21 protein-coding genes are annotated in these 23,315 nt (G+C 72.1%); 8 read left to right on the top strand and 13 right to left on the bottom strand.

All coding sequences use genetic code 11. From position 1 onward, the window contains the following. Positions 1-204: 204 nt before the first annotated feature. A complete protein-coding gene (locus tag ACFXAZ_RS34110) occupies positions 205-1,005 on the top strand; it encodes a phosphatase (protein ID WP_384599126.1) in 801 nt (266 codons plus the stop codon). A gap of 297 nt (positions 1,006-1,302) precedes the next feature. Here ACFXAZ_RS34110 and ACFXAZ_RS34115 read toward each other — a convergent pair whose 3' ends face one another. From ACFXAZ_RS34115 to ACFXAZ_RS34165, 11 genes are all read right to left on the bottom strand, one after another. Then, the gene (locus ACFXAZ_RS34115; RefSeq protein ID WP_384599129.1) at positions 1,303-2,325 is read right to left on the bottom strand and encodes a cation diffusion facilitator family transporter; all 1,023 of its coding nucleotides are present in this window, start codon (positions 2,323-2,325) and stop codon (positions 1,303-1,305) included. Between the two features lie 11 nt (positions 2,326-2,336). Further along, the gene (locus ACFXAZ_RS34120; RefSeq protein ID WP_384599132.1) at positions 2,337-3,203 is read right to left on the bottom strand and encodes an acyl-CoA thioesterase; all 867 of its coding nucleotides are present in this window, start codon (positions 3,201-3,203) and stop codon (positions 2,337-2,339) included. 91 nt (positions 3,204-3,294) lie between these two features. Further along, positions 3,295-4,452, bottom strand: coding sequence for an acyl-CoA dehydrogenase family protein (locus ACFXAZ_RS34125; RefSeq protein ID WP_384599135.1), 1,158 nt, complete (start codon positions 4,450-4,452; stop codon positions 3,295-3,297). Between the two features lie 74 nt (positions 4,453-4,526). Then, positions 4,527-5,486 carry an amidohydrolase family protein gene (locus tag ACFXAZ_RS34130; RefSeq protein ID WP_384599138.1) on the bottom strand — a complete coding sequence of 320 codons (960 nt, stop codon included), beginning with the start codon at positions 5,484-5,486 and terminating at the stop codon, positions 4,527-4,529. A 189-nt stretch (positions 5,487-5,675) separates the two neighbouring features. Beyond that, a complete protein-coding gene (locus ACFXAZ_RS34135) occupies positions 5,676-6,359 on the bottom strand; it encodes a 4-carboxy-4-hydroxy-2-oxoadipate aldolase/oxaloacetate decarboxylase (RefSeq protein ID WP_384599141.1) in 684 nt (227 codons plus the stop codon). A 92-nt stretch (positions 6,360-6,451) separates the two neighbouring features. Next, on the bottom strand, positions 6,452-7,501 hold the full coding sequence (locus ACFXAZ_RS34140; protein ID WP_384599144.1) for an amidohydrolase family protein: 1,050 nt from the start codon (positions 7,499-7,501) through the stop codon (positions 6,452-6,454). After that, positions 7,498-8,727, bottom strand: a complete 1,230-nt coding sequence (locus tag ACFXAZ_RS34145) for a PrpF domain-containing protein (protein WP_384599147.1) — start codon at positions 8,725-8,727, stop codon at positions 7,498-7,500. The genes ACFXAZ_RS34140 and ACFXAZ_RS34145 overlap by 4 nt, the downstream gene beginning before the upstream one ends. Positions 8,728-8,929: 202 nt before the next feature. Then, on the bottom strand, positions 8,930-9,895 hold the full coding sequence (locus ACFXAZ_RS34150) for a Gfo/Idh/MocA family oxidoreductase (protein WP_384599150.1): 966 nt from the start codon (positions 9,893-9,895) through the stop codon (positions 8,930-8,932). Then, on the bottom strand, positions 9,895-10,770 hold the full coding sequence (locus tag ACFXAZ_RS34155) for a class III extradiol dioxygenase subunit beta (RefSeq protein ID WP_384599152.1): 876 nt from the start codon (positions 10,768-10,770) through the stop codon (positions 9,895-9,897). Before ACFXAZ_RS34155 ends, ACFXAZ_RS34150 begins: the two co-directional genes overlap by 1 nt. Further along, positions 10,767-11,156 carry a protocatechuate 4,5-dioxygenase subunit alpha gene (gene ligA / locus ACFXAZ_RS34160; RefSeq protein ID WP_384599155.1) on the bottom strand — a complete coding sequence of 130 codons (390 nt, stop codon included), beginning with the start codon at positions 11,154-11,156 and terminating at the stop codon, positions 10,767-10,769. Before ligA ends, ACFXAZ_RS34155 begins: the two co-directional genes overlap by 4 nt. Positions 11,157-11,276: 120 nt before the next feature. Then, positions 11,277-12,461 (bottom strand): 4-hydroxybenzoate 3-monooxygenase, encoded by a 1,185-nt coding sequence (locus tag ACFXAZ_RS34165; RefSeq protein WP_384599158.1) that lies wholly within the window; start codon positions 12,459-12,461, stop codon positions 11,277-11,279. A 123-nt stretch (positions 12,462-12,584) separates the two neighbouring features. Here ACFXAZ_RS34165 and ACFXAZ_RS34170 point away from each other — a divergent pair, with 123 nt between their 5' ends. Then, positions 12,585-13,346, top strand: a complete 762-nt coding sequence (locus ACFXAZ_RS34170; RefSeq protein ID WP_384599160.1) for an IclR family transcriptional regulator — start codon at positions 12,585-12,587, stop codon at positions 13,344-13,346. 600 nt (positions 13,347-13,946) lie between these two features. Here the strand turns inward: ACFXAZ_RS34170 and ACFXAZ_RS34175 are convergent. Continuing rightward, the gene (locus ACFXAZ_RS34175; protein WP_384599163.1) at positions 13,947-14,582 is read right to left on the bottom strand and encodes a TetR/AcrR family transcriptional regulator; all 636 of its coding nucleotides are present in this window, start codon (positions 14,580-14,582) and stop codon (positions 13,947-13,949) included. An 87-nt stretch (positions 14,583-14,669) separates the two neighbouring features. Between ACFXAZ_RS34175 and ACFXAZ_RS34180 the strand changes: the two genes are divergently transcribed. The 4 genes from ACFXAZ_RS34180 to ACFXAZ_RS34195 all read left to right on the top strand — a co-directional run bounded on the left by ACFXAZ_RS34180 (position 14,670) and on the right by ACFXAZ_RS34195 (position 20,567). Beyond that, positions 14,670-16,286, top strand: a complete 1,617-nt coding sequence (locus ACFXAZ_RS34180; protein ID WP_384599166.1) for a carboxyl transferase domain-containing protein — start codon at positions 14,670-14,672, stop codon at positions 16,284-16,286. Between the two features lie 104 nt (positions 16,287-16,390). Then, positions 16,391-18,415 (top strand): biotin carboxylase N-terminal domain-containing protein, encoded by a 2,025-nt coding sequence (locus ACFXAZ_RS34185; protein WP_384599191.1) that lies wholly within the window; start codon positions 16,391-16,393, stop codon positions 18,413-18,415. Further along, the gene (locus ACFXAZ_RS34190) at positions 18,412-19,401 is read left to right on the top strand and encodes a hydroxymethylglutaryl-CoA lyase (protein WP_384599169.1); all 990 of its coding nucleotides are present in this window, start codon (positions 18,412-18,414) and stop codon (positions 19,399-19,401) included. The genes ACFXAZ_RS34185 and ACFXAZ_RS34190 overlap by 4 nt, the downstream gene beginning before the upstream one ends. Positions 19,402-19,406: 5 nt before the next feature. Then, the gene (locus ACFXAZ_RS34195; RefSeq protein WP_384599194.1) at positions 19,407-20,567 is read left to right on the top strand and encodes an acyl-CoA dehydrogenase family protein; all 1,161 of its coding nucleotides are present in this window, start codon (positions 19,407-19,409) and stop codon (positions 20,565-20,567) included. Between the two features lie 166 nt (positions 20,568-20,733). Here ACFXAZ_RS34195 and ACFXAZ_RS34200 read toward each other — a convergent pair whose 3' ends face one another. Beyond that, positions 20,734-21,117: a hypothetical protein gene (locus ACFXAZ_RS34200; RefSeq protein ID WP_384599172.1), complete on the bottom strand. Its 384-nt coding sequence runs from the start codon at positions 21,115-21,117 to the stop codon at positions 20,734-20,736. Between the two features lie 135 nt (positions 21,118-21,252). Between ACFXAZ_RS34200 and ACFXAZ_RS34205 the strand changes: the two genes are divergently transcribed. Together ACFXAZ_RS34205 and ACFXAZ_RS34210 are read left to right on the top strand one after the other, a co-directional pair. Further along, complete coding sequence (locus ACFXAZ_RS34205; RefSeq protein WP_384599175.1) at positions 21,253-22,302, top strand: ABC transporter substrate-binding protein; 1,050 nt, start codon at positions 21,253-21,255, stop codon at positions 22,300-22,302. Positions 22,303-22,364: 62 nt separating this feature from the next. Further along, positions 22,365-23,267, top strand: a complete 903-nt coding sequence (locus tag ACFXAZ_RS34210) for a DUF4429 domain-containing protein (protein ID WP_384599178.1) — start codon at positions 22,365-22,367, stop codon at positions 23,265-23,267. The last annotated feature ends 48 nt before the right edge of the window (positions 23,268-23,315 follow it).

Here is a 23,315-nt window from a genome sequence, read left to right on the forward strand (position 1 = left end):
GTGAGATCTCCTGCGCGTTCCCCACCTCTGTGCCGAGCCCTGCCCCTCGTTCCGGGGGGGGCGGCCCCGCCCCCCCCGGGGGCGGCGGCGCGGGCCGGCGGGCCGGCCGGCCGGGCCGCTCGCGCCGGGCGTGGTCGCGTGACCCATGTCCCAGCGTGCGGGACGTCGAGGACGGACCCGGGGATCTGGCCCACAATGGGAGCCATGCCGATACCCGGGACACCGACACCGACACCCAGCCGCGCCGAACTCGTCGACCACCTCGTCAAGACCCGCATCGCCGGCGAGGTCGCCACGCCGCGCGAGAACAACCTCTCCCACTACCGCCAGCTCGCCAACGGCGTCCGCAACTTCTGGCTCGGCCTGGAGCTGGGCGACCGCTGGACCGACGAGCAGGACGTGCTCGCGGTGATGGCGGAGCGGGTCGGCGTCCACGACGACCCCGAGTACCGGCACGGCCAGGACACCATCGACCCCGAGCTGACCGTGGCCGGTCTCGACCGGCTGGCCGCGCGGCTGCGCAAGGCGGCGGCGGGCGAGCAGCGGGTGCTGTTCGCCACCGGGCACCCCGGCGGGCTGCTGGACGTGCACCGGGCCACGGCCGCCGCGCTGCGCGGCGCGGGCTGCGAGATCGTGGTCATCCCGGACGGCCTCCAGACGGAGGAGGGTTACGTCATGCAGTTCGCGGACGTGGCGATGCTGGAGCACGGGGCGACGCTCTGGCACACCCACTCCGGCGAGCCGATGAAGGCCATCCTGACCGCACTTGAGCGCGAGGGGCGCCCGCTGCCCGACCTGGTGGTCGCCGACCACGGCTGGGCGGGCTACGCGGGCCAGCACGGCGTCGAGTCGGTGGGCTACGCCGACTGCAACGACCCGGCCCTGTTCATCGCGGAGGCCGAGGGCACGGTCCAGGTGACCGTCCCCCTGGACGACCATGTGCTCAGCCCCAGGTACTACGACCCGATGACGGCGTATCTGCTGACGGAGGCGGGACTGGCCTGACCCGACCGGCCCGATCCGACCTGACCTGACCTGATCTGGCGGAGTCCGGGGCGGGGTGAGGGTGACGGCCCGCGGCTGGGACCCCCGGTGAGGGTCCTGGCCGCTGCTCGGGAGCCCGGCGGGAGGGGCGGCGGCCGGGCCCCTCCCCAGCCGCGAGGCCCCGGGCAGGTGACACCCATCAACCACAAGGCCCCGGACAGGCAACTCCCACCAGCCACGAGGCCCAGGACAGGTGACACCCACGCGTGCCCGCCCCCGCCACCGGGGGCAGTCGGCCCCGCCGAACCCCCGCGACGGTCACGCCCAGGGACTGAGCCCCTCCTCGCGCCGCTGCCCGTACCCCGGCGTCGGGTCCAGATACACCCGCCCGATCCCCGGGAACGCCTCCCTCAGACGCGCCTCGGCGCTCTCGCAGGCCCACTCGATCTGCGCCGCACTCGCCACGTCCCGGAAGTCGACCTTCGCCGCGACGAGCGCCTGCCGCGGACCCTGGACCAGGGTGGTCAGCTCCAGTACGGCCTCGATGTGCTCCACCGCGAGCAGTTCGGCGCGGATCCGCTCACGCATCGGGCGGGGCAGGGCACGTCCGATGAGCAGTTCGGCGTTGGACCGGCCCAGCTCCCAGGCGACGTACAGCAGGAGCAGGCCGATCAGCAGGGAGGCGAGGCCGTCCCAGACGCCGGAGCCGGTGAGCTGCCCGCCGAGCAGGCCACCGGCGGCGACCACCAGGCCGGCCAGCGCGGCCGTGTCCTCCATGACGACGGCCTTCACGGCGGTGTCGGGGGTGTGCCGCAGATAGCGGCGGAAGGGCGCCTGGAGCCGGGCGGCCTCCCCGCGCGCCTGCCGCAGGCCGGTACGCAGGGAGTAGCCCTCCAGGAGGAAGGCGACGCCCAGGACGAGGTACGAGATGAGCGGGTCGCCGGGTTTCTCACCGTGCACGAGGGTGTGGATACCGTCGTAGAAGGAGAAGACGGCACCGCCGACGAAGGTGGCGACGGCGGCGAGCAGCGCCCAGATGTAGCGTTCGGCGCCGTAACCGAGGGGGTGGTCCTCGTCGGCCGGTTTCCCGCCGCGCTTGAGGGACACCAGCAGCATCAGCTCGGTGACGGTGTCGGCGACCGAGTGCGCGGCCTCCGAGAGCATCGCGCTGGAGCCGCTGATGACACCCGCGACGGCCTTGGCGACGGCGATCCCGAGATTGGCCGCGGCGGCGACGAGCACGGTGACGACACTCTCGCCGCCGCTCTCCGACGCCGCGGCCGGGTCCCCGGTGTTCTTGGCGTCCCCGGTGTCCCCGGCGTCCTGTGGTGGTGAGGCCATGTCCCCCAGTCTCACCGAGGGACGCGGACCACGCCCTCCTGGATGACGGAGACGGCGAGCCGTCCGTCCTGGGTGTGGATCCGGGCCTGGCCGAGGCCCCGCCCGGCGTACGCCGACGGCGACTCCTGGTCGTACAGGAGCCATTCGTCGGCGCGGAACGGGCGGTGGAACCACATGGCGTGGTCGAGGGACGCGCCGACGACATCGCCGACGGCCCAGCCGCCCCGGCCGTGCGCGAGCAGGACCGAGTCGAGCAGGGTCATGTCGGAGACGTACGTCGCGAGGACCACGTGCAGCAGGGGGTCGTCGGCGAGTTTGCCGTTGGTGCGGAACCAGACCTGGGAGTGCGGTGCGCGGACCTCGCCGAACCGCCCGTACGGGGGTTCGTCGACGTACCGCAGATCGACGGCGTCACCGGCCTCCCGCAGGTGCTCCACGACCTTGGGGTGCAGATGGCCGTACTGGCGCAGCCGCTCCTCGGCGGTGGGCAGGTCCGCCGGGTCGGGCGCGGGCGGCATGGGGATCTGGTGGTCCAGGCCGTCCTCGTACGTCTGGAAGGACGCCGACAGGGCGAAGACGGGCCGGCCGTGCTGGACGGCGACCACCCGGCGGGTGGTGAAGGAGCGGCCGTCGCGCATCCGGTCGACGGTGTAGACGATGGGGGCGCAGGGGTCCCCGGTGCGCAGGAAGTAGGCGTGCAGGGAGTGCGCGTGCCGGTCGACGGGGACGGTCCGTCCGGCGGCGACCATCGCCTGCGCGGCGACCTGTCCGCCGAAGACCCGGGGGACGACGGCGGAGCGGGACCGCCCGCGGAACATGTCCTGCTCGATCCGCTCCAGGTCGAGCAGATCGAGCAGGGACTCAAGTGCCTGGCTCATGAGGGAGGTGCCTGACCAACGATCATCGCGACTCACGGCCATCGCGACTCACGGCCATCTCGGACTCACGGTCATCGGGGACTCACGGTCGTCACAGGCCCATGTCCTTGGCGATGATCGTCTTCATGATCTCGCTGGTGCCGCCGTAGATCCGGTTGACGCGGTTGTCGGCGTACAGGCGGGCGATCGGGTACTCGTTCATATAGCCGTAGCCGCCGTGCAGCTGGAGGCAGCGGTCGATGACCCGGTGGGCGACCTCGGTGCAGAACAGCTTGGCGCTGGCGGCCTCGGCGGGGGTCAGCTCCCCGGCGTCGAGCGCTTCGAGGGCCCGGTCGGCGACGGCCTCGGCGGCGTCCACCTCGGCCTGGCAGGCGGCCAGCTCGAACTTGGTGTTCTGGAAGTGGGCGACGGGCTTGCCGAAGACGGTCCGCTCCTGGACGTAGTTCTTGGCGAACCGGACGGCGGCCCTGGCCTGCGCGTAGGCGCCGAAGGCGATGCCCCAGCGCTCGGAGGGGAGATTGGCCCCGAGGTAGGAGAAGCCCTTGTTCTCCTCGCCGAGGAGATCCTCCACGGGCACCTTGACGTCGACGAACGCCAGCTCGGCGGTGTCGGAGGTCTTCAGACCCAGCTTGTCGAGCTTGCGGCCGATGGAGTACCCGTCCGACGTGGTGTCGACGGCGAGCAGCGAGATTCCGTGCCGCCGGTCCTCGGCGGTGGCGGGGGCGGTGCGGGCGCAGACGATGACGCGCTCGGCGTGCACGCCGCCGGTGATGAAGGTCTTGGATCCGTTCAGCACGTAGTGCGTGCCGTCCTCGGACAGCTTGGCGGTGGTCTTCATGCCCGCGAGGTCGGAGCCGGTGCCCGGCTCGGTCATCGCGATGGCCCACATCTCCTCGCCGCTGACGAACTTCGGCAGGTACCGCTTCTTCTGCTCGTCGGTGGCGAGCGACTTGATGTACGGCAGGGCGAGCAGCACATGCACACCGGAACCGCCGAAGGTGACGCCCGCGCGGGCGGTCTCCTCGTACTGGATCGCCTCGAACTTGTGGGTCTCCAGCCCGGCGCCGCCGTACTCCTCCGGGACGTTGATCCCGAAGAGTCCCAGCTCGGCGAGCTGGTGGTAGAACTCCCGCGGCGCCTGGCCGGCGGCGAACCACTCGTCGTACACCGGCACGACCTCGGCCTCGATGAAGGCGCGCAGGGTCTCCCGGAACGCCTCGTGATCCTCGTTGAACACCGTACGGCGCACGCCGCCTCCTCCTGCCGGGTGGGACCAGCTGTCTAAGCGCTTGCTCAGGCTAACTTTACCGGCGGGTACGGCGCCTAGTCCAGACGGGGGGATGTGGCACGCGACCCACTTTCCGGGGGGCGCTCGTCGGGCCAGTACAGCCGCGTGGGGTTCGCGACGAGGAGTTTGTGGCGCAGTTCCGGGGTGACGGCGATCCGGGGGATGTGATCGACGAGGAGTCCGTCGTCGGGCATGTGGCCGGTGAGGTTGGGGTGCGGCCAGTCGGTGCCCCACAGGACCCGGTCGGGAAACTCCTCGACGGCCCGGCGGGCGAAGGGGACGACGTCGGCGTAGGGGTGGCGCTCGCCCTTGCGGGCGGCCGGGCCGGTGACGGTGAGGCGCTCGGGGCACGTCACCTTCACCCAGACGTCGGCGCGCTCGACGAAGCGCAGGAAGCCGGAGAACTCGGGGCCGGTGACCGGCCGGGTCACGTCCGGGCGGCCCATGTGGTCCACCACCAGCGGCGTGGGCAGCGCGGCGAAGAAGTCCGCCAGCTCCGGCAGGTCGGCGGCCTCGAAGTAGAGCACGATGTGCCAGCCGAGGGGCGTGATCCGCTCGGCGACGGCGGTCAGATCCTCCCGGGGCGCGCTGTCGACCAGCCGCTTGAGGAAGTTGAACCGCACCCCGCGCACCCCGGCCGCGTCGAGCCGGCGCAGCTCGGCGTCGGTGACGTCCGGCCGCACGGTGGCGATGCCGCGCGCCCGTCCGCCGGAGGCCAGTACGGCATCGGTCATGGCACGGTTGTCGGCGCCGTGGCAGGTGGCCTGGACGATGACGGCGCGGCTGACGCCCAAGTGATCGTGGAGCGCGAGGAGCTGGTCCTTGCTCGCGTCACAGGGCGTGTACTTCCGCTCCGGCGCGAAGGGGAAGGCGGCCTGGGGGCCGAAGACATGACAGTGGGTGTCCACGGTGCCGGGAGGCAGGACGAACACGGGCTCGGACGGCTCCGGACACCAGTCCAGCCAGCCGGGGGTCTTGGGCGCCGGTGCGGTCATGGGGGCTCCTTGGGGTTGGGGGGGCGGGTCTCTGGGGGCTGGAACCGCCGCCGAGCGGAAGGCGGGGCGCCGACCACGGCGCACGCGGGGTGACCGTGGGCTGGGCCGCCGCCGAGCGGAAGGGCGGGCCCGACCACGACGCACGCGGGGTGACCGGTGGCATCGCGGAGCGGCACGGCGCGACAGGGGTCAGTCCGTGTAGCGCAGGCCCGCTGCCCGGAGCGGCTCGCGCATCCCGTAGAGGTCGAGGCCGAGTTCGCCGGCCGCGAACCGCTTGCGTTTCTCCTCCTCGGCGGCCTCCCGCCGCGCCGCCGCCCCGGCGACCTCGGCGGCCCGTCCCGCGGGCACCACGACCACCCCGTCGGCGTCCGCCAGCACCACATCCCCGGGACGGACCGGCGCGCCCGCGCAGACGACGGGCACATTGACCGAGCCCAGGGTGGCCTTGACCGTGCCCTTGGCGCTGACCGCCCGGCTGAAGACCGGGAAGTCCATCGCCTCCAGCTCCGCCACGTCCCGGCAGCCGCCGTCGATGACCAGACCCGCACAGCCCCGGGCCCGCATTGAGGTGGCCAGCAGTTCGCCGAAGAAGCCGTCCTCGTTGTCCGTGGTGCAGGCCGCCACCAGCACATCGCCGGGCCGGACCTGCTCGGCGGCGACGTGCAGCATCCAGTTGTCGCCCGGCTGGAGCAGCACGGTGACGGCGGGCCCGCACATCCGGGCGCCGGGGTAGACCGGCCGCAGCCGGGGGCGCATCAGGCCGGTGCGGCCCATGGCCTCGTGGACGGTGCTCACCCCGAACGGGGCGAGCGCCTCGACATCGGTGTGGGAGGCACGGGTGATGGTCCGGTGGACGACACCGAGTTCGTACATGGTCCTCTGCTCTCCTGTCTCTCTTGTCTCTCTTGTCTCTCTTGTCGCTCTTATTGCTCTTATTGCTTTTATCGCTCTTGCTCTCTGCCGGGTCAGCGGCCCTGCCGCCGCAGCAGGGCGGCCAGGCGTGGATGGACGGTGCGGGCGTTGTGCTCCTCGACGGCGGCCAGGTCGGCGGCGGACAGCCCGGTGTTCTCGACATAGCGGCGGGTGTCGTCGAAGTGGTGGCCGGTGCCCGGGTCGATGCCGCGGACGGCGCCGATCATCTCCGAGGCGAAGAGGATGTTGCGCGCCGGGACGACTTGGCACAGCAGGTCGATGCCGGGCTGGTGGTAGACGCAGGTGTCGAAGAAGACATTGCCCAGCAGGTGTTCCTCCAGCGGGGGCCTACCGAGCGCCATGGCCAGCCCCTGGAAGCGGCCCCAGTGGTACGGGACGGCGCCGCCCCCGTGCGGGATGATCAGCCGCAAGGCCGGGAAGTCGGCGAACAGATCGCCCTGCACCAGCTGCATGAACGCCGTGGTGTCGGCGTTCAGATAGTGCGCCCCCGTGGTGTGGAAGGCCGGGCTGACGCTGGTGCTCACATGCACCATGGCCGGGACGTCGTACTCGACCAGCTTCTCGTAGAGGGGGTACCACGAGCGGTCGGTCAGCGGCGGGGCCGTCCAGTGGCCGCCGGACGGGTCGGGGTTGAGATTCACCGCGACCGCGCCGAGTTCCTCGACACAGCGGGTCAGCTCGGGGAGGCAGGTGGCCGGATCGACGCCCGGCGACTGGGGCAGCATGGCCGCCGGTACGAACCGTTCCGGGAACAGCCCGGCGACCCGGTGACACAGGTCGTTGCACAGCTCGGCCCACTGGGCGGAGGTACGGAAGTCGCCGATGTGGTGCGCCATGAACGAGGCCCGCGGCGAGAAGACCGTGACGTCGACACCGCGCTCGTCCATCATGCGCAGCTGGTTGTCCTCGATGCTCCGGCGCAGTTCGCCGTCGTCGATGCGCAGTTCGGCGGGGTCGGGGGCGCGGTGCGGGTCGGTGGCGGTACCGGGGTCGGGGGCGGTCAGGGCCGTGATCTGGCGGTCGCGCCACTCGCCGAGCGCGGCGGGCGCGGTGGTGTAGTGGCCGTGGCAGTCGATGATCATCGGGCCTCCTCGGGGTTCCGGACACGGCCGGGTATCAGGACGTCGCCGGCCATGATCAGACGGGCGGTGCGGACCAGGGCCGACCGGGTGACCCGGCGCGGACGGGTGCCGGAGAGCCCGAGCCGCAGGGTGAACTCACCGGCGGGGTGCTCGACGGAGACCGGGACGTCCACGTCGTACGCGTCGTCCACGTCGCCGCTTCGGGGACCACCGGCGCTTCCGGGGCCGCCAGGGCTTCCGGGGCCGTCCATACCGCCCGGGAGGGACGCCAGTTCATGGGCGACCGAGCCGTCCAGGACACAGGCCGTGGCGACGGTGACCGCCGCGAGGACACCGATCGACCGATGGCAGACGCGGGGGACGAAGCTCCGCGTGGCGATGACGCCGCCCCGGGCGGGCGGTGCGACCAGCGTCATCTTCGGGTAGTTCTTCGCGGTCACATCGCCGAGCCCCATCAGCTCACCGCAGACCAGCCGCAGCGCCTCGACGCGCGCTTTCAGTACGTCGTCGGCTTCGAGGTCGGACACGGACTCATGCCCCGTACGTCCCAGCGCCGCCGCCGCGACGATCACCACCGGCTGGCCGTTGTCGACGCAGGTGACATCGACGGGGCCGAGGCCGGCCACCGTGACCCGGTCGCGCACGTTGCCGGTGGGCAGCAGGCCCGAGCACACGGACCCCGCGGTGTCCAGGAAGCCGACCGTCACCGGTGCCGCCGTACCGGGCACACCGTCGATCCGCGTGTCACCCGCGTACCCGGCGTGGCGCCGCCCGTCCGGGTCCCGGGGCGTACGGACGGTGATCTCGGCGACGAGCCCGGTGTTGCGGGTGAGCACGCGTGCCGTCGTGGTGTCCCCCTGGGGCGCGAGCAGGCCGGACTCGACGGCGAACGGCACCACGGCCGCGAGCATGTTGCCGCAGTTGGGTGTCATGTCGACGAGGTCGCTGTCCGGTTGCAGCTGGGCGAAGGTGAACTCCAGGTCGACGCCGGGGCGGGTACCGGCGCCGACGATGCCGGCCTTGCTGGTCAGCGGGTGCGCCCCGCCCAGACCGTCGATCTGCCGGGGATCGGGCGAACCCAGCGCGGCGAGCAGCACGGCGTCACGGGCCGCCCGGTCCGCGGGCAGGTCGGCGCTGCGGAAGAACGGGCCGCGCGAGGTGCCGCCGCGCATGAACCAGCACGGGATCGCGATCTGGTCGCCGTGCCTTCGCGGGAGATGCTGCATGGTGGCCTCACCGGTGGAGTAGTCACCGACCTGGATGTCGACGGGGGTCGTCCCGAATGTCGATGGATATCTATGAATGTGGATGGATGTCGATAGATGTCGATGGATGTCTGGGCAACGCGGCGGTGCCGAGCCCCGGCCCGCCCCGACCCGGCCCGGCCCGACCCGGCCTGGCCCGCCCTGGCCCGCCCCGCCCCAACGCTCAGCCGATGAGCTGCCGCTCCAGCCGGGCCAGTACCCGATAGCTGTCGAGCACTGCGGCCAGGCCGGACTCGGGCTCGCGCCCGGCACGGACGGCGGCGACGAAGGCGCGGTCCTGGCCCTCGATCCCGTTGGCGGGACAGCCGGTGCCCGACAGGTCGACCGGCTCGTCCCGGCCCGTGACCAGGTCGTCGTAGCGGGCGACATAGGTGCCGGTGTCCCCGATGTAGCGGAAGACGCTGCCGAAGGGGCCGTCGTTGTTGAAGCTCAGGGAGAGGGTGCAGACGGTGCCGCCCTCGGTGCGCAGCTGGATGGACATGTCCATCGCGATGCCCAGCTCGGGATGGGGCGGCCCCTGGATCGCGTGGGCGGTGACGATGTCCTCGCCGGTCTGGAACCGGAGCAGGTCGACGGTGTGCGCGGCGTGGTGCCACAGCAGATGGTCGGTCCAGGTGCGGGGCTGGTTCAGGGCGTTGAGGTTGCTGCGGCGCAGGAAGTGGGTCCGCACGTCGAGGTGCTGCAACCGGAGCCCGCCGGCCGCGATCCGCTGCCGTATCCAGCGGTGGGAGGGGTTGAACCGGCGGGTGTGGCCGACCATGCAGATCCGGCCGGTGTCGCGCTGGGTCTCGGCGACGGCCTCGGCGTCCGCCCAGCTGTCCGCCAGCGGGATCTCCACCTCGACGTCCTTCCCGGCACGCATGACCGCGATGGCCTGCTCGGCGTGCAGGGGTGTGGGGGTGCACAGGACGACCGCGTCGATGTCGTCCCGCTTCAGCACCTCCGCCAGGTCCGTCGCGGCCGTTGCCGCCCCGTAGCGGGTGGCGAGGGCGTCCGCCTGTGAGCGCTCCGGGGTGACGACGGCGGCCAGTTCGGCGTCCTCGATGACGGCCAGCGCGTCGAGGTGCTTGACGCCGAAGGCACCGGCGCCGACGAGCGCGATCCGGGTGGGCGGTGTGGTTCCTGGCATCAGCTCGATCCCTCCGGTGTCGCCGCGGCTTCCCGGGCCTCCAGGACGATGTGGCCCACGGCGGTGTTGGACGCCGGGACGTGGTAGTGGCGGTGGAGTTCCCTGACGTCGGCGCCCAGCGCGCCGCGCATGATCAGCCACATGACCAGCTCGATCCCCTCGGAACCGGCGTCCCGCAGATATTCGAGGTGCGGGATGCGCCGCAGCGCCTGCGGATCGGAGGTCAGCCGGTCCAGGAAGGCGGTGTCGAACGGGGTGTTGATCAGTCCGGCGCGGGGCCCCTGGAGCTGGTGGCTCATCCCGCCGGTGCCCCAGATCTGGACATCGAGATCCTCGTCGTACGCCCGGACCGCCCTGCCGATCGCCTCGCCCAGCGTCCAGCAGCGGTTTCCCGTCGGCGGCGGATACTGGATGACGTTCACGGCGAGCGGGATGACCCGCACCGGCCAGGCGTCGGGGCTGCCGAACATCAGCGACAGCGGGACCGTCAGTCCGTGGTCGACGTCCAGCCGGTTCATGAGGGTGAGGTCGAACTCGTCCAGGATCAGCGACTCCGCGAGATGCCAGGCGAGTTCGGGATGCCCGTGCACGGTCGGCACCGGCCGCGGCCCGAATCCCTCGTCGGCGGGCTCGAAGGTGGCCGCGCAGCCGAGGGCGAAGGTGGGAATGGTCTCCAGGGAGAAGGCCGAGGCGTGGTCGTTGTAGACGAGGACGACGACATCGGGCCGGTTCCGGTCGAGCCAGGTCCGGGTCCACTCGTAGCCCTGGAACAGCGGCTTCCAGTAGTCCTGTCCGGTGTCGCCGTGGTCGATGGCCGCGCCGATGGCGGGGACATGGCTCGTGCTGATGCCCGCGGTGATCCGTGCCATGGTCATCGCCCTTCGGTACGGGAGCGCAGGCCGTCCGGCGACCGGCCGCCGGCGAGCATGATGGCGGCGTACTCGTCGAGCGGGATCCCGGTCATGGCACTGGCGGCCTCCCGGAAGGACGTCCCGTCGGTGCCGAGGATCTTGCCGAGGAAGTAGATGTTCCCGCCCTCGGCGATGGCGGCGTTCCAGTCACGCGCGAGCACCGCCCGCTTCTGGGCCTCGGTCAAGGGCCATTCGTCGAGGTAGGCACGTTCGTCGGCCTTGAACCGGGCGCGGTTCTCGCTGCGGGTCAGACTCATGCAGAACTGGTTGAGGGCATAGCCCTTGCGGGTCTGTTCCCCGGTGAACACGGTGGTGCCCGGGATGTCGTTCAGCGCGTCTCGTTCCGGCATCTTCCCTCACTCCCCTGCCGTCGAAGTCGAAGTCGCATGAGTCGGGCCCGGTCCGCGAGCGGACCCGGTCGCGGAGCGGACCCGGTCGCGGAGCGGATCCCCGACACGGGCGGACCCGCGCTATCGGTAGGACCAGCCCTGTTCATAGGGCAGCCCGGTGTAGTTCTCGGCCAGCGCGGTGGCCATCGACCGGGACGAGGCGACCCAGTCCAGCTGGGTCTCGGCGAGCCGGTCGTCGAAAAGGTCCCCCTCGGGGGACTTGTGCAGCATCGAGGTCATCCACCAGGAGAAGTGGGTGGCCCGCCAGACCCGCCGCGAGGCGGCCTCGGTGTAACCGGCCAGCAGGTCCGCGCGCCCGGCGGCGTAGTGGCCGCCCAGGGCGTGGGCGAGCAGCCGGACATCGGCCACGGCGAGGTTCATCCCCTTGGCGCCCGTGGGCGGGACGATGTGGGCGGCGTCCCCGACCAGGAACAGCCGCTCACGCTGCATCGGGGTGGCCACGAAACTGCGCATCGGCGTGATGTTCTTGTCCAGCACCGGGCCCTCGCTCAGTGTGAACCCCTCGTCATCGCCGAGCCTGACCTGGAGTTCGGCCCAGACCCGGTCGTCCGGCCAGGCCGCCAGGTCCTCGTCCGGGGCGACCTGGAGATAGAGCCGGGTGACCTGGGGGGAGCGCATGCTGTGCAGCGCGAAACCGTTGGGGTGCCGGGCGTAGATGACCTCGGGGCACGAGGGCGGTGTGCGGGCCAGGATGCCCAGCCAGGCGTAGGGATAGCTCCGCTCGAACTCGGTGCGCCCGGCGATCAGACCGCGGCAGATGCCATGAAATCCGTCGGCGCCGACGACGAAGTCGCACCGGACCTCGTCGGGGTGCCCGTCCTGGACGAAGGTGATCCGCGGCCGGGGCCCGCCGATGTCGTGCACGGTCACGTCCGCCGCGCCGAACCGGACATCTCCCCCGGCCGTCAGCCGGGCGGCGATGAGGTCCTTCACCACTTCCTGCTGGCCGTAGACGGTGACCCCGCGTCCGGTCAGGTCGTGCAGGTCCAACCGGTGCGTACGGGCGCCGAAACGGATGTTCAGCCCTTCGTGGACCAGGCCCTCGGCGTCCAGGCGATCGGCTACCCCGGCCTCGCGGAGGGTCTGGACCGTGCCGTGTTCGAGCACCCCGGCACGCACCCGGTGCTCGACATAGTCCCGGTCCCTGACCTCCAGTACCACCGAGTCGATCCCCTGCGAGGCGAGCAGTTGCGACAGCAGCAGCCCCGCGGGGCCGGCGCCGATGATCCCCACCTGAGTCCGCATGTCGGCCTCCGATCCCGTTTCGCGGCTGGTGCGGGCAGCTTCGCCGCCACGGCCGGCGCCGGGGCTACGATTTCCACGCTGAGGAAAACTTTGCGGTCAGGGCGGGAGCGGGGAGCCAGGGTGATGACCATCGAGAGGCTGTCCAGCACCCGGCGGGCGCTGGACGTGCTGGACTGCTTCACCGCGGACACTCCGGCGCTGACCTTGTCCGAGATCGCGCGGCGGCTCGACCGGCCGGTCTCCTCCACCCACCGCCAGCTCCGGGAGCTGACCCGCTGGGGCGCGCTGGAGCGCGACGAGTCCGGGCGGTACTCGATCGGCCTGCATCTGTGGGAGGTGGGCGCGCTGGCACCGCGCAGCAAGAGCCTGCGCGAGGCCGCCCTGCCGTTCCTGGAGGATCTGTACGAGGCGACCCATCAGAACGTGCAGGTGGCCATCCTCGACGGCAAGGAGGTCGTGTACGTCGAGCGTCTGTTCAGCCATCACGCCACCCGGATCGTCGCCCGTCCGGGCACCCGGCTCCCGCTGCATGTGACCGGCGTCGGCCGGGTCCTGCTGGCGCACGCCGGGACCGAGCTGATCAACGAGGTGCTCGGCGGTCCGCTGCGGGCCTACACCGAGTACAGCGTGGTGGACCCCGGTCAGCTGCGCCGGGAACTCGCGGCCATCCAGCGGGACGGCTTCGCCCTGAGCGACCGGCAGTTCGAGCTGGTCTCCGCGTCGGTGGCGGCCCCGATCCGGGGCGCGGACAACACCGTGGTCGCGGCGCTGTCGATCATCGTCCCGTCCCGCGACGGCACGGCACGCGGCCTCGCCCCGGCCGTCGTCACAGCGGCCCGAGGCATCTCCCGCGCACTGGGAGCACCGCTCCCCCGACCACGCTGAAACCCGACCGGGACCCTACCGGGCCACTCCCCCGGGCCGCCGTCCGCACACCCGATGCCACCGGGCCATCCTCCGCCGACCCGACCCCGCCCGGCCGTCTCCGCCGGGCCCATCCCACCGGCCGCCCGCACGCACCGACCCGCCCGCGCCGGCCCTCGCGGCGAACCCGGCCACCGCAAGGGGCCGCACAGCCGCCCCCGACCCCGTACCACCGGTACGGCGGCCCGGCCCGAGGCTTGCCGGGCCGATCCCGCTCGCCCGATCCCGCCGGGCCGTCCTCCGCCGGGCCGATCCCGCTCGCCCGGCCCGCACGCACCAACCCCCGCAGCGGACCTGGCCCCCAGAAGGCCCACACAGCCGACCCTGCGCACCTCACCGGTACCGCAGCCCCGCACAACCGATGCCGCACCTCACAGCCACGCGCCACCCAGCTGATCCCCTACGTCCACGTCGCCGGAACGCCCCGCACACCCGATCCCCCACCCCAGCGGAACACCCCGCACAACCACCCCCGCACCTCGCGACGGCCCCCGGAGAGCCGAAATCACACCCCACCCAAGCCGCACCCCACCCAAGCCGCACCTCACCCGAACCCCCACCTCACCCGAAGTCACCCTCCCCCTCGTCCTCCCCCTCCCCCCGCTCCCCCGCCGCCGCAAACGCCCCCGTCGCCATCCGATGCAGCAGCTCCGCCATGGCCCCCCGCCCCGGCAGGGAACCCCGGCGGCCGAAATGGGGCGTGGAGTTCAGCAGGCCGAAGACGGAATGCACCGCCGAGCGGGCCGACGGCTCCGGCAGGGACGGGTACAGCTCGCGGACCACCGTCACCCACAGCTCGACGTACTGCCGCTGAAGCTGCCGTACCAGCTTGCGGTCGCTGTCACGCAAACGGTCCAGCTCGCGGTCGTGGAGAGTGATCAGGGGACGGTCGTCCAGGGCGAAGTCGATATGGCCCTCGATGAGCGAGTCCAGGACGGCACCCGGCGGGCACCCCTGGCCCGCCTCCGTCAGGCGGCGCTTCGCGCCGGTCAGCAGCCGGCCGCTGATCCCCACCAGCAGTTCGGCGAGCATCGCGTCCTTGCCGGGGAAGTGCCGGTAGAGGCCGGGCCCGCTGATGCCGACGGCCGCGCCTATCTCGTCCACGCCCACGCCATGGAAGCCGCGTTCGGCGAACAGCCGGGCAGCCTCCTTGAGGATCTGCTCGCGGCGGGTGAGGGCGTCGGTTCTGATGGCCATGACGCCAATTCTAGACAGGAAGGTTAGCGGTCGTTAACCTGGAGGAAATGCGTTAACGCTCATTAACAAGGTGAGGGGGCTCGCGGGATGGATCAGGCACCGGAGCTGTCGAGCGCGGCAGACCCCGCGTCGGCGGCGTTCCGCGCCAACGAGGCGGCGCAGCGCGCGCTGGTGGACGAGTTGCACGACCGGCTCGCCACCGCGCGGCTCGGCGGCGGCGAGAAGGCGCGCGCCCGGCACACCGCGCGGGGCAAGCTGCTGCCGCGTGACCGGGTCGACACCCTGCTGGACCCCGGTTCGCCCTTCCTGGAGCTGGCCCCGCTGGCCGCCGAGGGGATGTACGAGGGACAGGCCCCGGCGGCGGGTGTGATCGCCGGGATCGGGCGGGTCAGCGGGCGCGAGTGCGTGGTCGTCGCCAATGACGCCACCGTCAAGGGCGGCACGTACTACCCGATGACCGTGAAGAAGCATCTACGCGCGCAGGAGGTGGCTCTCGACAACCGCCTCCCCTGCGTCTACCTCGTGGACTCGGGCGGCGCCTTCCTCCCGATGCAGGACGAGGTCTTCCCGGACCGGGACCACTTCGGGCGGATCTTCTTCAACCAGGCCCGGATGTCCGCCGCCGGGATCCCGCAGATCGCCGCCGTCATGGGGTCGTGCACGGCCGGGGGCGCCTATGTGCCCGCGATGAGCGACGAGGCCGTCATCGTCCGAGGTCAGGGCACGATCTTTCTCGGCGGCCCGCCGCTGGTGAAGGCCGCCACGGGCGAGGTCGTGACCGCCGAGGAGCTGGGCGGCGGGGAGGTGCACGCGCGCGTGTCGGGGGTCACCGACCATCTCGCCGAGGACGACGCGCACGCGCTGCGGATCGTGCGGGACATCGTCGCCACGGTGCCCGCGCGCGGGCCGCTGCCCTGGCAGGTGGCGCCGGTCATCGAGCCGAAGGTCGACCCGTACGGGCTGTACGGGGCGGTGCCCGCCGACCCCCGCACCCCCTACGACGTCCGCGAGATCATCGCCCGGACCGTCGACGGCTCGCGCTTCGCGGAGTTCAAGGCCGAGTTCGGGCAGACCCTGGTCACCGGCTTCGCCCGGATCCACGGCCACCCCGTCGGCATCGTCGCGAACAACGGCATCCTGTTCTCCGAGTCCGCCCAGAAGGGCGCCCACTTCATCGAGCTGTGCGACCAGCGCGGCATCCCCCTGGTGTTCCTCCAGAACATCTCGGGCTTCATGGTCGGCAAGGCCTACGAGGCCGGGGGCATCGCCAAGCACGGGGCGAAGATGGTCACCGCCGTCGCCACCACCCGCGTACCGAAGCTGACGGTCGTGGTCGGCGGGTCGTACGGCGCGGGGAACTACTCGATGTGCGGGCGGGCCTACTCGCCGCGCTTCCTGTGGATGTGGCCCGGCGCCAAGATCTCCGTGATGGGCGGCGAGCAGGCCGCCTCCGTGCTCGCCACGGTCAAGCGGGATCAGATCGAGGGCCGGGGCGAGTCCTGGGCCGCCGGGGACGAGGACGCGTTCAAGGCGCCGATCCGCGCGCAGTACGAGCATCAGGGGAATGCCTACTACGCGACCGCCCGGCTCTGGGACGACGGGGTCATCGACCCCCTCCAGACCCGTCAGGTGCTGGGCCTGGCCCTGACCGCGTGCGCCAACGCGCCCCTGGGTGACCCCCAGTTCGGCGTCTTCCGGATGTGAGGGGACTCAAAGAAATGCCCGACACCATGCCCGGCACAAGGTCCGGCGGCCCGGCCGATGCCAGGTCCGTTTCCGCCAGGCCCGTTCCCACCCCCTCCGGCGCGATGTTCGACACCGTCCTGGTCGCCAACCGCGGTGAGATCGCCGTACGGGTCATCCGTACGCTGCGCGCCCTGGGCGTGCGCTCGGTCGCCGTGTTCTCCGACGCCGACGCCGACGCCCGGCATGTGCGCGAGGCCGACACGGCGGTACGGATCGGTCCGGCGCCCGCGAGCGAGAGCTATCTGTCGGCCGAGCGGATCCTTGAGGCCGCCGCGCGCACCGGCGCCCAGGCGGTCCACCCCGGCTACGGCTTCCTCGCCGAGAACGCCGCCTTCGCCCGCGCCTGCGCGAAGGCGGGGCTGGTGTTCATCGGGCCGCCCGCCGACGCGATCGCCCTGATGGGCGACAAGATCCGCGCCAAGGAGACGGTGAGCGCGGCCGGGGTGCCGGTCGTGCCCGGCGGCCGTGACCCGGACCTCGCCGAGGCCGCCCGCGCGCTGGGCGCGCCCGTGCTGCTCAAGCCCAGCGCGGGCGGCGGCGGCAAGGGCATGCGGCTGGTGCGGGACCTGGCCGTGCTGGACGAGGAGATCGCCGCCGCCCGCCGCGAGGCCGCCGCCTCCTTCGGCGATGACACGCTGCTGGTCGAGCGGTGGATCGACCGCCCCCGGCACATCGAGATCCAGGTGCTGGCCGACGCCCACGGCAATGTCATCCATCTGGGCGAGCGCGAATGCTCCCTCCAGCGCCGCCACCAGAAGGTCATCGAGGAGGCGCCGAGCGTCCTGCTGGACGCGGCGACCCGCGCGGCGATGGGCGAGGCGGCGGTCCAGGCGGCCCGCTCCTGCGGGTACGTGGGCGCGGGCACGGTCGAGTTCATCGTCCCCGGCGGCGCCCCGGTGGCGGCCGGAGGGACCTCCGCCGAGCCCGCCGTATCCGCGTACCACTTCATGGAGATGAACACCCGCCTCCAGGTGGAACACCCGGTCACCGAGCTGGTCACCGGCCTCGACCTGGTGGAGTGGCAGCTCCGGGTCGCCGCCGGGGAGCCGCTGCCCCTCACGCAGGACGACATCACGCTCACCGGGCACGCGATCGAGGCCCGGATCTGCGCCGAGGACCCGGCCCGCGGCTTCCTCCCCTCCGGCGGCACGGTCCTGCTGCTGCGCGAGCCCGAGGGCGACGGCGTCCGCACCGACTCCGGGCTGAGCGAGGGCACCGAGGTGGGCAGCCTGTACGACCCGATGCTGTCCAAGGTGATCGCCCACGGCCCCGACCGGGCGAGCGCCCTGCGCGGACTGCGGGCCGCCCTCGCCGACACCGTCACCCTGGGCGTGCCGACCAACGCAGGATTCCTGCGGCGGCTGCTGGCCCATCCGGCGGTCGTGGCGGGCGACCTGGACACCGGCCTGGTGGAGCGGGAGGCAAAGACGCTGATCCCCGGGGACGTACCCCTGGAGGTGTACGAGGCGGCGGCGGCCGTACGACTGGACGCGCTGCGGCCCGCCCCGGACCCGGCCGGCTGGACCGACCCCTTCTCGGTGCCCAGCGGCTGGCGGCTCGGCGGGGAGCCCCGGCCGGTCGGCTTCCCGCTGAAGGTCCGCGAGCCGCTGACGTACGTGCCGCGCGGCACGCACACCGTCACCGGCGACCGGGTGTCGGTGACCCTCGACGGCATCCGGCACACCTTCACGCGCGCGGGCGACTGGCTGGGCCGGGACGGCGACGCCTGGCACGTACGGGACCACGACCCCGTCGCCGCGTCGCTGACCGGCGCCGCCCGCTCCGGCGCCGACTCGCTGACCGCCCCGATGCCGGGCACGGTGACGGTGGTGAAGGTCGCCGTCGGGGACCCGGTGAGCGCCGGCCAGAGTCTGCTGGTGGTGGAGGCGATGAAGATGGAGCACGTGATCTCGGCGCCGCACGCGGGGACGGTCACCGAGCTGGAGGTGACACCGGGGTCGACGGTGGCGATGGACCAGGTACTGGCGGTGATCGAGCCGGAGGCGGACCCAGTGCCCTCGGCCCCAGAGGAATCGCCCGCGCCCCCGGGGGAGCCGCCCTCGGCGAGGGGAGAGGCGACATCATGACCACCCCCGCTCCCGGCCTCCCCATGGTCGTCCCCGCCCCCGACCTCCCCGCCCGGGTCCGTATCCACGAGGTGGGCCCCCGCGACGGCCTCCAGAACGAGAAGGCGACCGTCCCGACGAAGATCAAGGCGGAGTTCGTCCACCGCCTGGCCGACGCGGGACTCACCACCATCGAGGCCACGAGCTTCGTCCACCCCAAGTGGGTCCCCCAACTGGCAGACGCCGAGCAGCTCTTCCCCCTCCTCGGCGACCTGCCCGGGGTGGAGCTGCCCGTGCTGGTGCCCAACGAGCGCGGCCTGGACCGCGCGCTGGCCCTCGGCGCCCGCCGGGTCGCCGTGTTCGCCAGCGCCACCGAGTCCTTCGCGCGGGCCAACCTCAACCGCACGGTGGACGAGGCGCTCGCCATGTTCGAGCCGGTGGTCCGCAGGGCGAAGGAGGCCCGCAACGGCCATGACGGCAAGGTGCACGTCCGCGGCTATCTCTCCATGTGCTTCGGCGACCCCTGGGAAGGGCCGGTCCCCATCCACCAGGTGGTCCGGGTCGCCAGGGCCCTGCTCGACATGGGCTGCGACGAACTGAGCCTGGGCGACACCATCGGGGTCGCCACCCCGGCCCATGTCCAGGATCTGCTGGCCCAGCTCAATGAGGAGGGCGTGCCGACCTCCGCGATCGGCGTGCACTTCCACGACACCTACGGCCAGGCCCTCGCCAACACCCTGGCCGCCCTCCAGCACGGCGTCTCCACCGTCGACGCCTCCGCGGGCGGCCTCGGCGGCTGCCCGTACGCCAGGTCCGCCACCGGCAATCTCGCCACCGAGGATCTCGTGTGGATGCTGCGCGGCCTCGGCATCGAGACCGGGGTCGATCTCGGCCGGCTCACCGCCACCAGCGTGTGGATGGCCGAGCGACTGGGCCGCCCCAGCCCGTCCCGCACCGTCAGAGCCCTGTCCCACGAAGACCGGGCCCCGGACCAGCAGGAGCAATGAGCCAGATGAATCACCGTCTCTCCCCCGAACTGGAAGAACTCCGCCGCACGGTGGAGGAGTTCGCGCACGACGTGATCGCCCCGAAGATCGGCGACTACTACGAGCGGCACGAGTTCCCCTACGAGATCGTCCGCGAGATGGGCCGCATGGGCCTGTTCGGCCTGCCGTTCCCGGAGGAGTACGGCGGGATGGGCGGCGACTATCTGGCGCTGGGCGTGGCCCTGGAGGAACTGGCCCGGGTGGACTCCTCCGTGGCCATCACCCTGGAGGCGGGCGTCTCGCTGGGCGCGATGCCGCTGCATCTGTTCGGCACCGAGGAGCAGAAGCGCCGGTGGCTGCCCGGGCTGTGCTCCGGCGAGACCCTGGGCGCGTTCGGCCTGACCGAGCCCGACGGCGGCACGGACGCGGGCGCGACCCGGACGACGGCCCGCCTGGACGAGGCGACGCAGGAATGGGTGATCAACGGCACCAAGTGCTTCATCACCAACTCGGGTACGGACATCACGGGCCTGGTCACGGTCACCGCGGTCACCGGCCGCACCCCCGACGGCAAGCCGCTGATCTCCGCGATCATCGTCCCGTCGGGCACCCCCGGCTTCACGGTGGCGGCCCCGTACTCGAAGGTGGGCTGGAACGCGTCGGACACCCGGGAGCTGTCCTTCGCGGACGTCCGGGTGCCGCGCGCGAACCTGCTGGGCGAGGAGGGCCGGGGCTACGCGCAGTTCCTGCGCATCCTGGACGAGGGCCGGATCGCCATAGCCGCGCTGGCGACCGGGCTGGCGCAGGGGTGCGTCGACGAATCGGTCCGGTACGCGAAGGAACGTCACGCCTTCGGCCGGGCGATCGCCGGGTACCAGGCCATCCAGTTCAAGATCGCCGACATGGAGATGCGGGCCCACACCGCCCGCCTGGCCTGGCGCGACGCCGCGTACCGGCTGGTCGACGGCGAGCCCTTCAAGAAGGAGGCGGCCCTGGCCAAGCTCTACTCCTCCACGATCGCGGTCGACAACGCCCGCGACGCCACCCAGGTCCACGGCGGCTACGGCTTCATGAACGAGTACCCGGTCGCCCGCATGTGGCGTGACTCCAAGATCCTGGAGATCGGCGAGGGCACGAGCGAGGTTCAGCGGATGCTGATCGCGAGGGAGCTGGGGCTGACCGGCTGAGGGTCCGGGGCGGTGTGCGGGGGGTATACCGGGGGGGGCGGTCCGGCTCTGACACGCAAGGGCCGGACCGGCGCCCGGCGTGGAGGACGCGGACCGGTCGCCGGGCTCACCGGCCAACTCCGCCGTCCCCGTACCCGTCCCCGTCCAACCGCGGCACCCCCTCCGCTCAGTCGAAGACAGTGAGGGCAAGCACGGTGACCAGATAGGGCACGGGGATCGCGAGTGCCGCGGCCAGCCAGCGTCGCCGGTGCCATCCCAGCCCGGCGGGGAAGAGCACGTCCACGGCGAGCACCAGCAGCACCCCGAGCCCGCCGACGAAGAACAGACCCACCCGCGCCGCTCCGGGGCCCTCGATGACACTGACGTCACCGCAGTCGGTGAGGCCGACCCCGGAGTTGTCGAACGCGCAGGACCGGTAGTCGGTGAACAGCAGCCAGGCCGAGTGGAGCGGCACCATCGCGGGCACGCCGAACAGCAGATTGACGCAGACGGGAACAGCGCGCCGCCAGTGCCACCGCCGTACGGACGGCTGGAGTTCATGGTCCGGCATGACCTCGTCCCGCTTCCCTCGCGGCACCGACAGGCCGCCGGCGAGCCCCACCCCCGAGACCAGGAAGGAAGGTTAGGCTAACCTTGCTTCGAAAATCCCGGCGAGCGCCCCGCCCCGTTCGAAAGCAGCCCCACCATGCCCCACACCCACGCCCCCCACCTGACCCGCCGCAGAATACTCACCGCCGGTGGCGCCCTCGGCCTCGGTGCCGTCCTCGTCGCCTGCGGGGGCGACGACACGACCGCCGTGCGGCCGGACCCCGCCGACGACGCCCAGAACTCCGGCCCCTGGTCCTTCGAGGACGACCGCGGCGAGACCGCGCGGGCCGACCGCACCCCCGCCACCGTCGTCGCCTTCACCGGCGTCGCCGCCGCCCTGCACGACTACGGCGTCACCGTCAAGGGCGTCTTCGGCCCCACCGAGACCACCGACGGCGAGCCCGACGTCCAGGCCGGCGACCTCGACATCAGCAAGGTCACCATCCTGGGCAACGAGTGGGGCCAGTTCAACATCGAGCAGTACGCCGCGCTCCAGCCGGACGTCCTGATCTCCACGATGTTCGACGACCAGGGCACCCTCTGGTACGTCCCCGACGAGTCCAAGGACAAGATCCTCGCCCTCGGCGCCCCCAGCGTCGGCATCTCCGTCTACGACCGGCTGCTCACCCAGTCACTGGAGCGGATGGCCGAGTTGGCCGCCTCGCTCGGCGCCGACCTGGCCGCCGCCGAGGTCACGGCGGCGAAGAAGCGGTTCGAGGACGCGGCGGCCCGGCTGCGCGCCGCCGCGAAGGCCAAGCCCGACATCAAGGTGCTGGCCGGCTCCGCGAGCCAGGACATCTTCTACGTCTCCGGCCCCGACCTCGCCATCGACCTGGAGTACTTCAAGTCCCTCGGCGTGAACTTCGTGACGCCCCCCGCCGCGGCCATGGCGGACACCGGCGGCTGGTTCCAGTCGCTGAGCTGGGAGAACGCCAACACCTACGACGCCGACGTGCTCTTCATGGACAACCGCTCGTCGGCGATCCAGCCCGCCGACATCACGGAGGGCACCTGGAAGCAGCTCCCCGCGGTGAAGGCGGGTCAGGTGATCTCCCGCGACGCCGAGCCGATCCTGTCGTACGACAAGTGCGCACCGGCACTGGAGGCCCTGGCAAAGGCCCTGGAGAACGCGGAGCAGGTCAGCTGAGCGAGCGGCCCCGGCCGCTGGGGACCGCCCCCCCTCACCACTCCGGTGGAACAATCCCTGTCATGGCGGAAATCATCCAGAAGGACGGCACCTGGGAGTTCGACGGTGACGCGCTGCGGCTGACGCCCGGACGGGACAAATCCGTCGGTCTGCTGCGCAGGACCCTCGGGGAGCGGGTCGTACCCCTTGCCGCGCTGGCGGGCATCTCCTTCGAGCAGGGCCGCAGGGCGGGGCGGGTCAGACTGCGGCTGCGGGACGGTTCGGACCCGCTCCAGATCGCCACGGGCGGACGGCTGACCGAGCCGCACGACCCCTATCAGCTGGCCGTGGAGTCCGACCGGTACGGGGTCGCCGAGTACTTCGTGGCCGAGGTCCGCAACGCGCTGCTGCTGGACCAGGTGCCGGGCGACCCGGTGGACACCTATCTGCTGGCGGGCCCGGCGGTGCCGCTGTCGTTCGCCGCCGGGGACGCCACGGTGAGCTTCGACGGCGACCAGGTGCGGCTGGAGTGGAACTGGAAGACGGAGGAGGCCAAGTCCGCCGCCGGCCCCCGGACCCTCGCCGTCACCGACATCACGGCCGTGGACTGGCACCCGGCGGTCGGCCTGGAGAACGGCCACCTCCGGTTCACCGTGCGCAACGCGCCGACGAAGGCCCCGCCCAAGTACGACCCCCACTCGGTGGACCTGTGGGGCTTCAAGAAGGACCCCCTGATGGCCCTGATCGCGGCGGCCGTCCAGGCCCGGCTCGCGCACCCGTCGGCACCCTCACCCGACGGCCGCCCTCAACCCACCGCCCCAGCCCCCGCCGACGCACCCACACCCGCCCACGCGCCGGCCCCTGCCCCGGACGACCACGACGCCCTGCTGCGGCGGCTGCGCGAGCTGGGTGAGCTGCACCGCGCGGGCGTGCTGACCGACGAGGAGTTCGCGCTGGCCAAACAGGCGGTCCTCAAGCGCCCGTGACACGCCCCTGCCCGGAATCGGGCAGGATTCTTGCGAAAGCCCCGCCAC

Origin of the sequence: Streptomyces sp. NPDC059477 (assembly GCF_042749375.1) — a bacterium.
Lineage (GTDB): Bacteria > Actinomycetota > Actinomycetes > Streptomycetales > Streptomycetaceae > Streptomyces.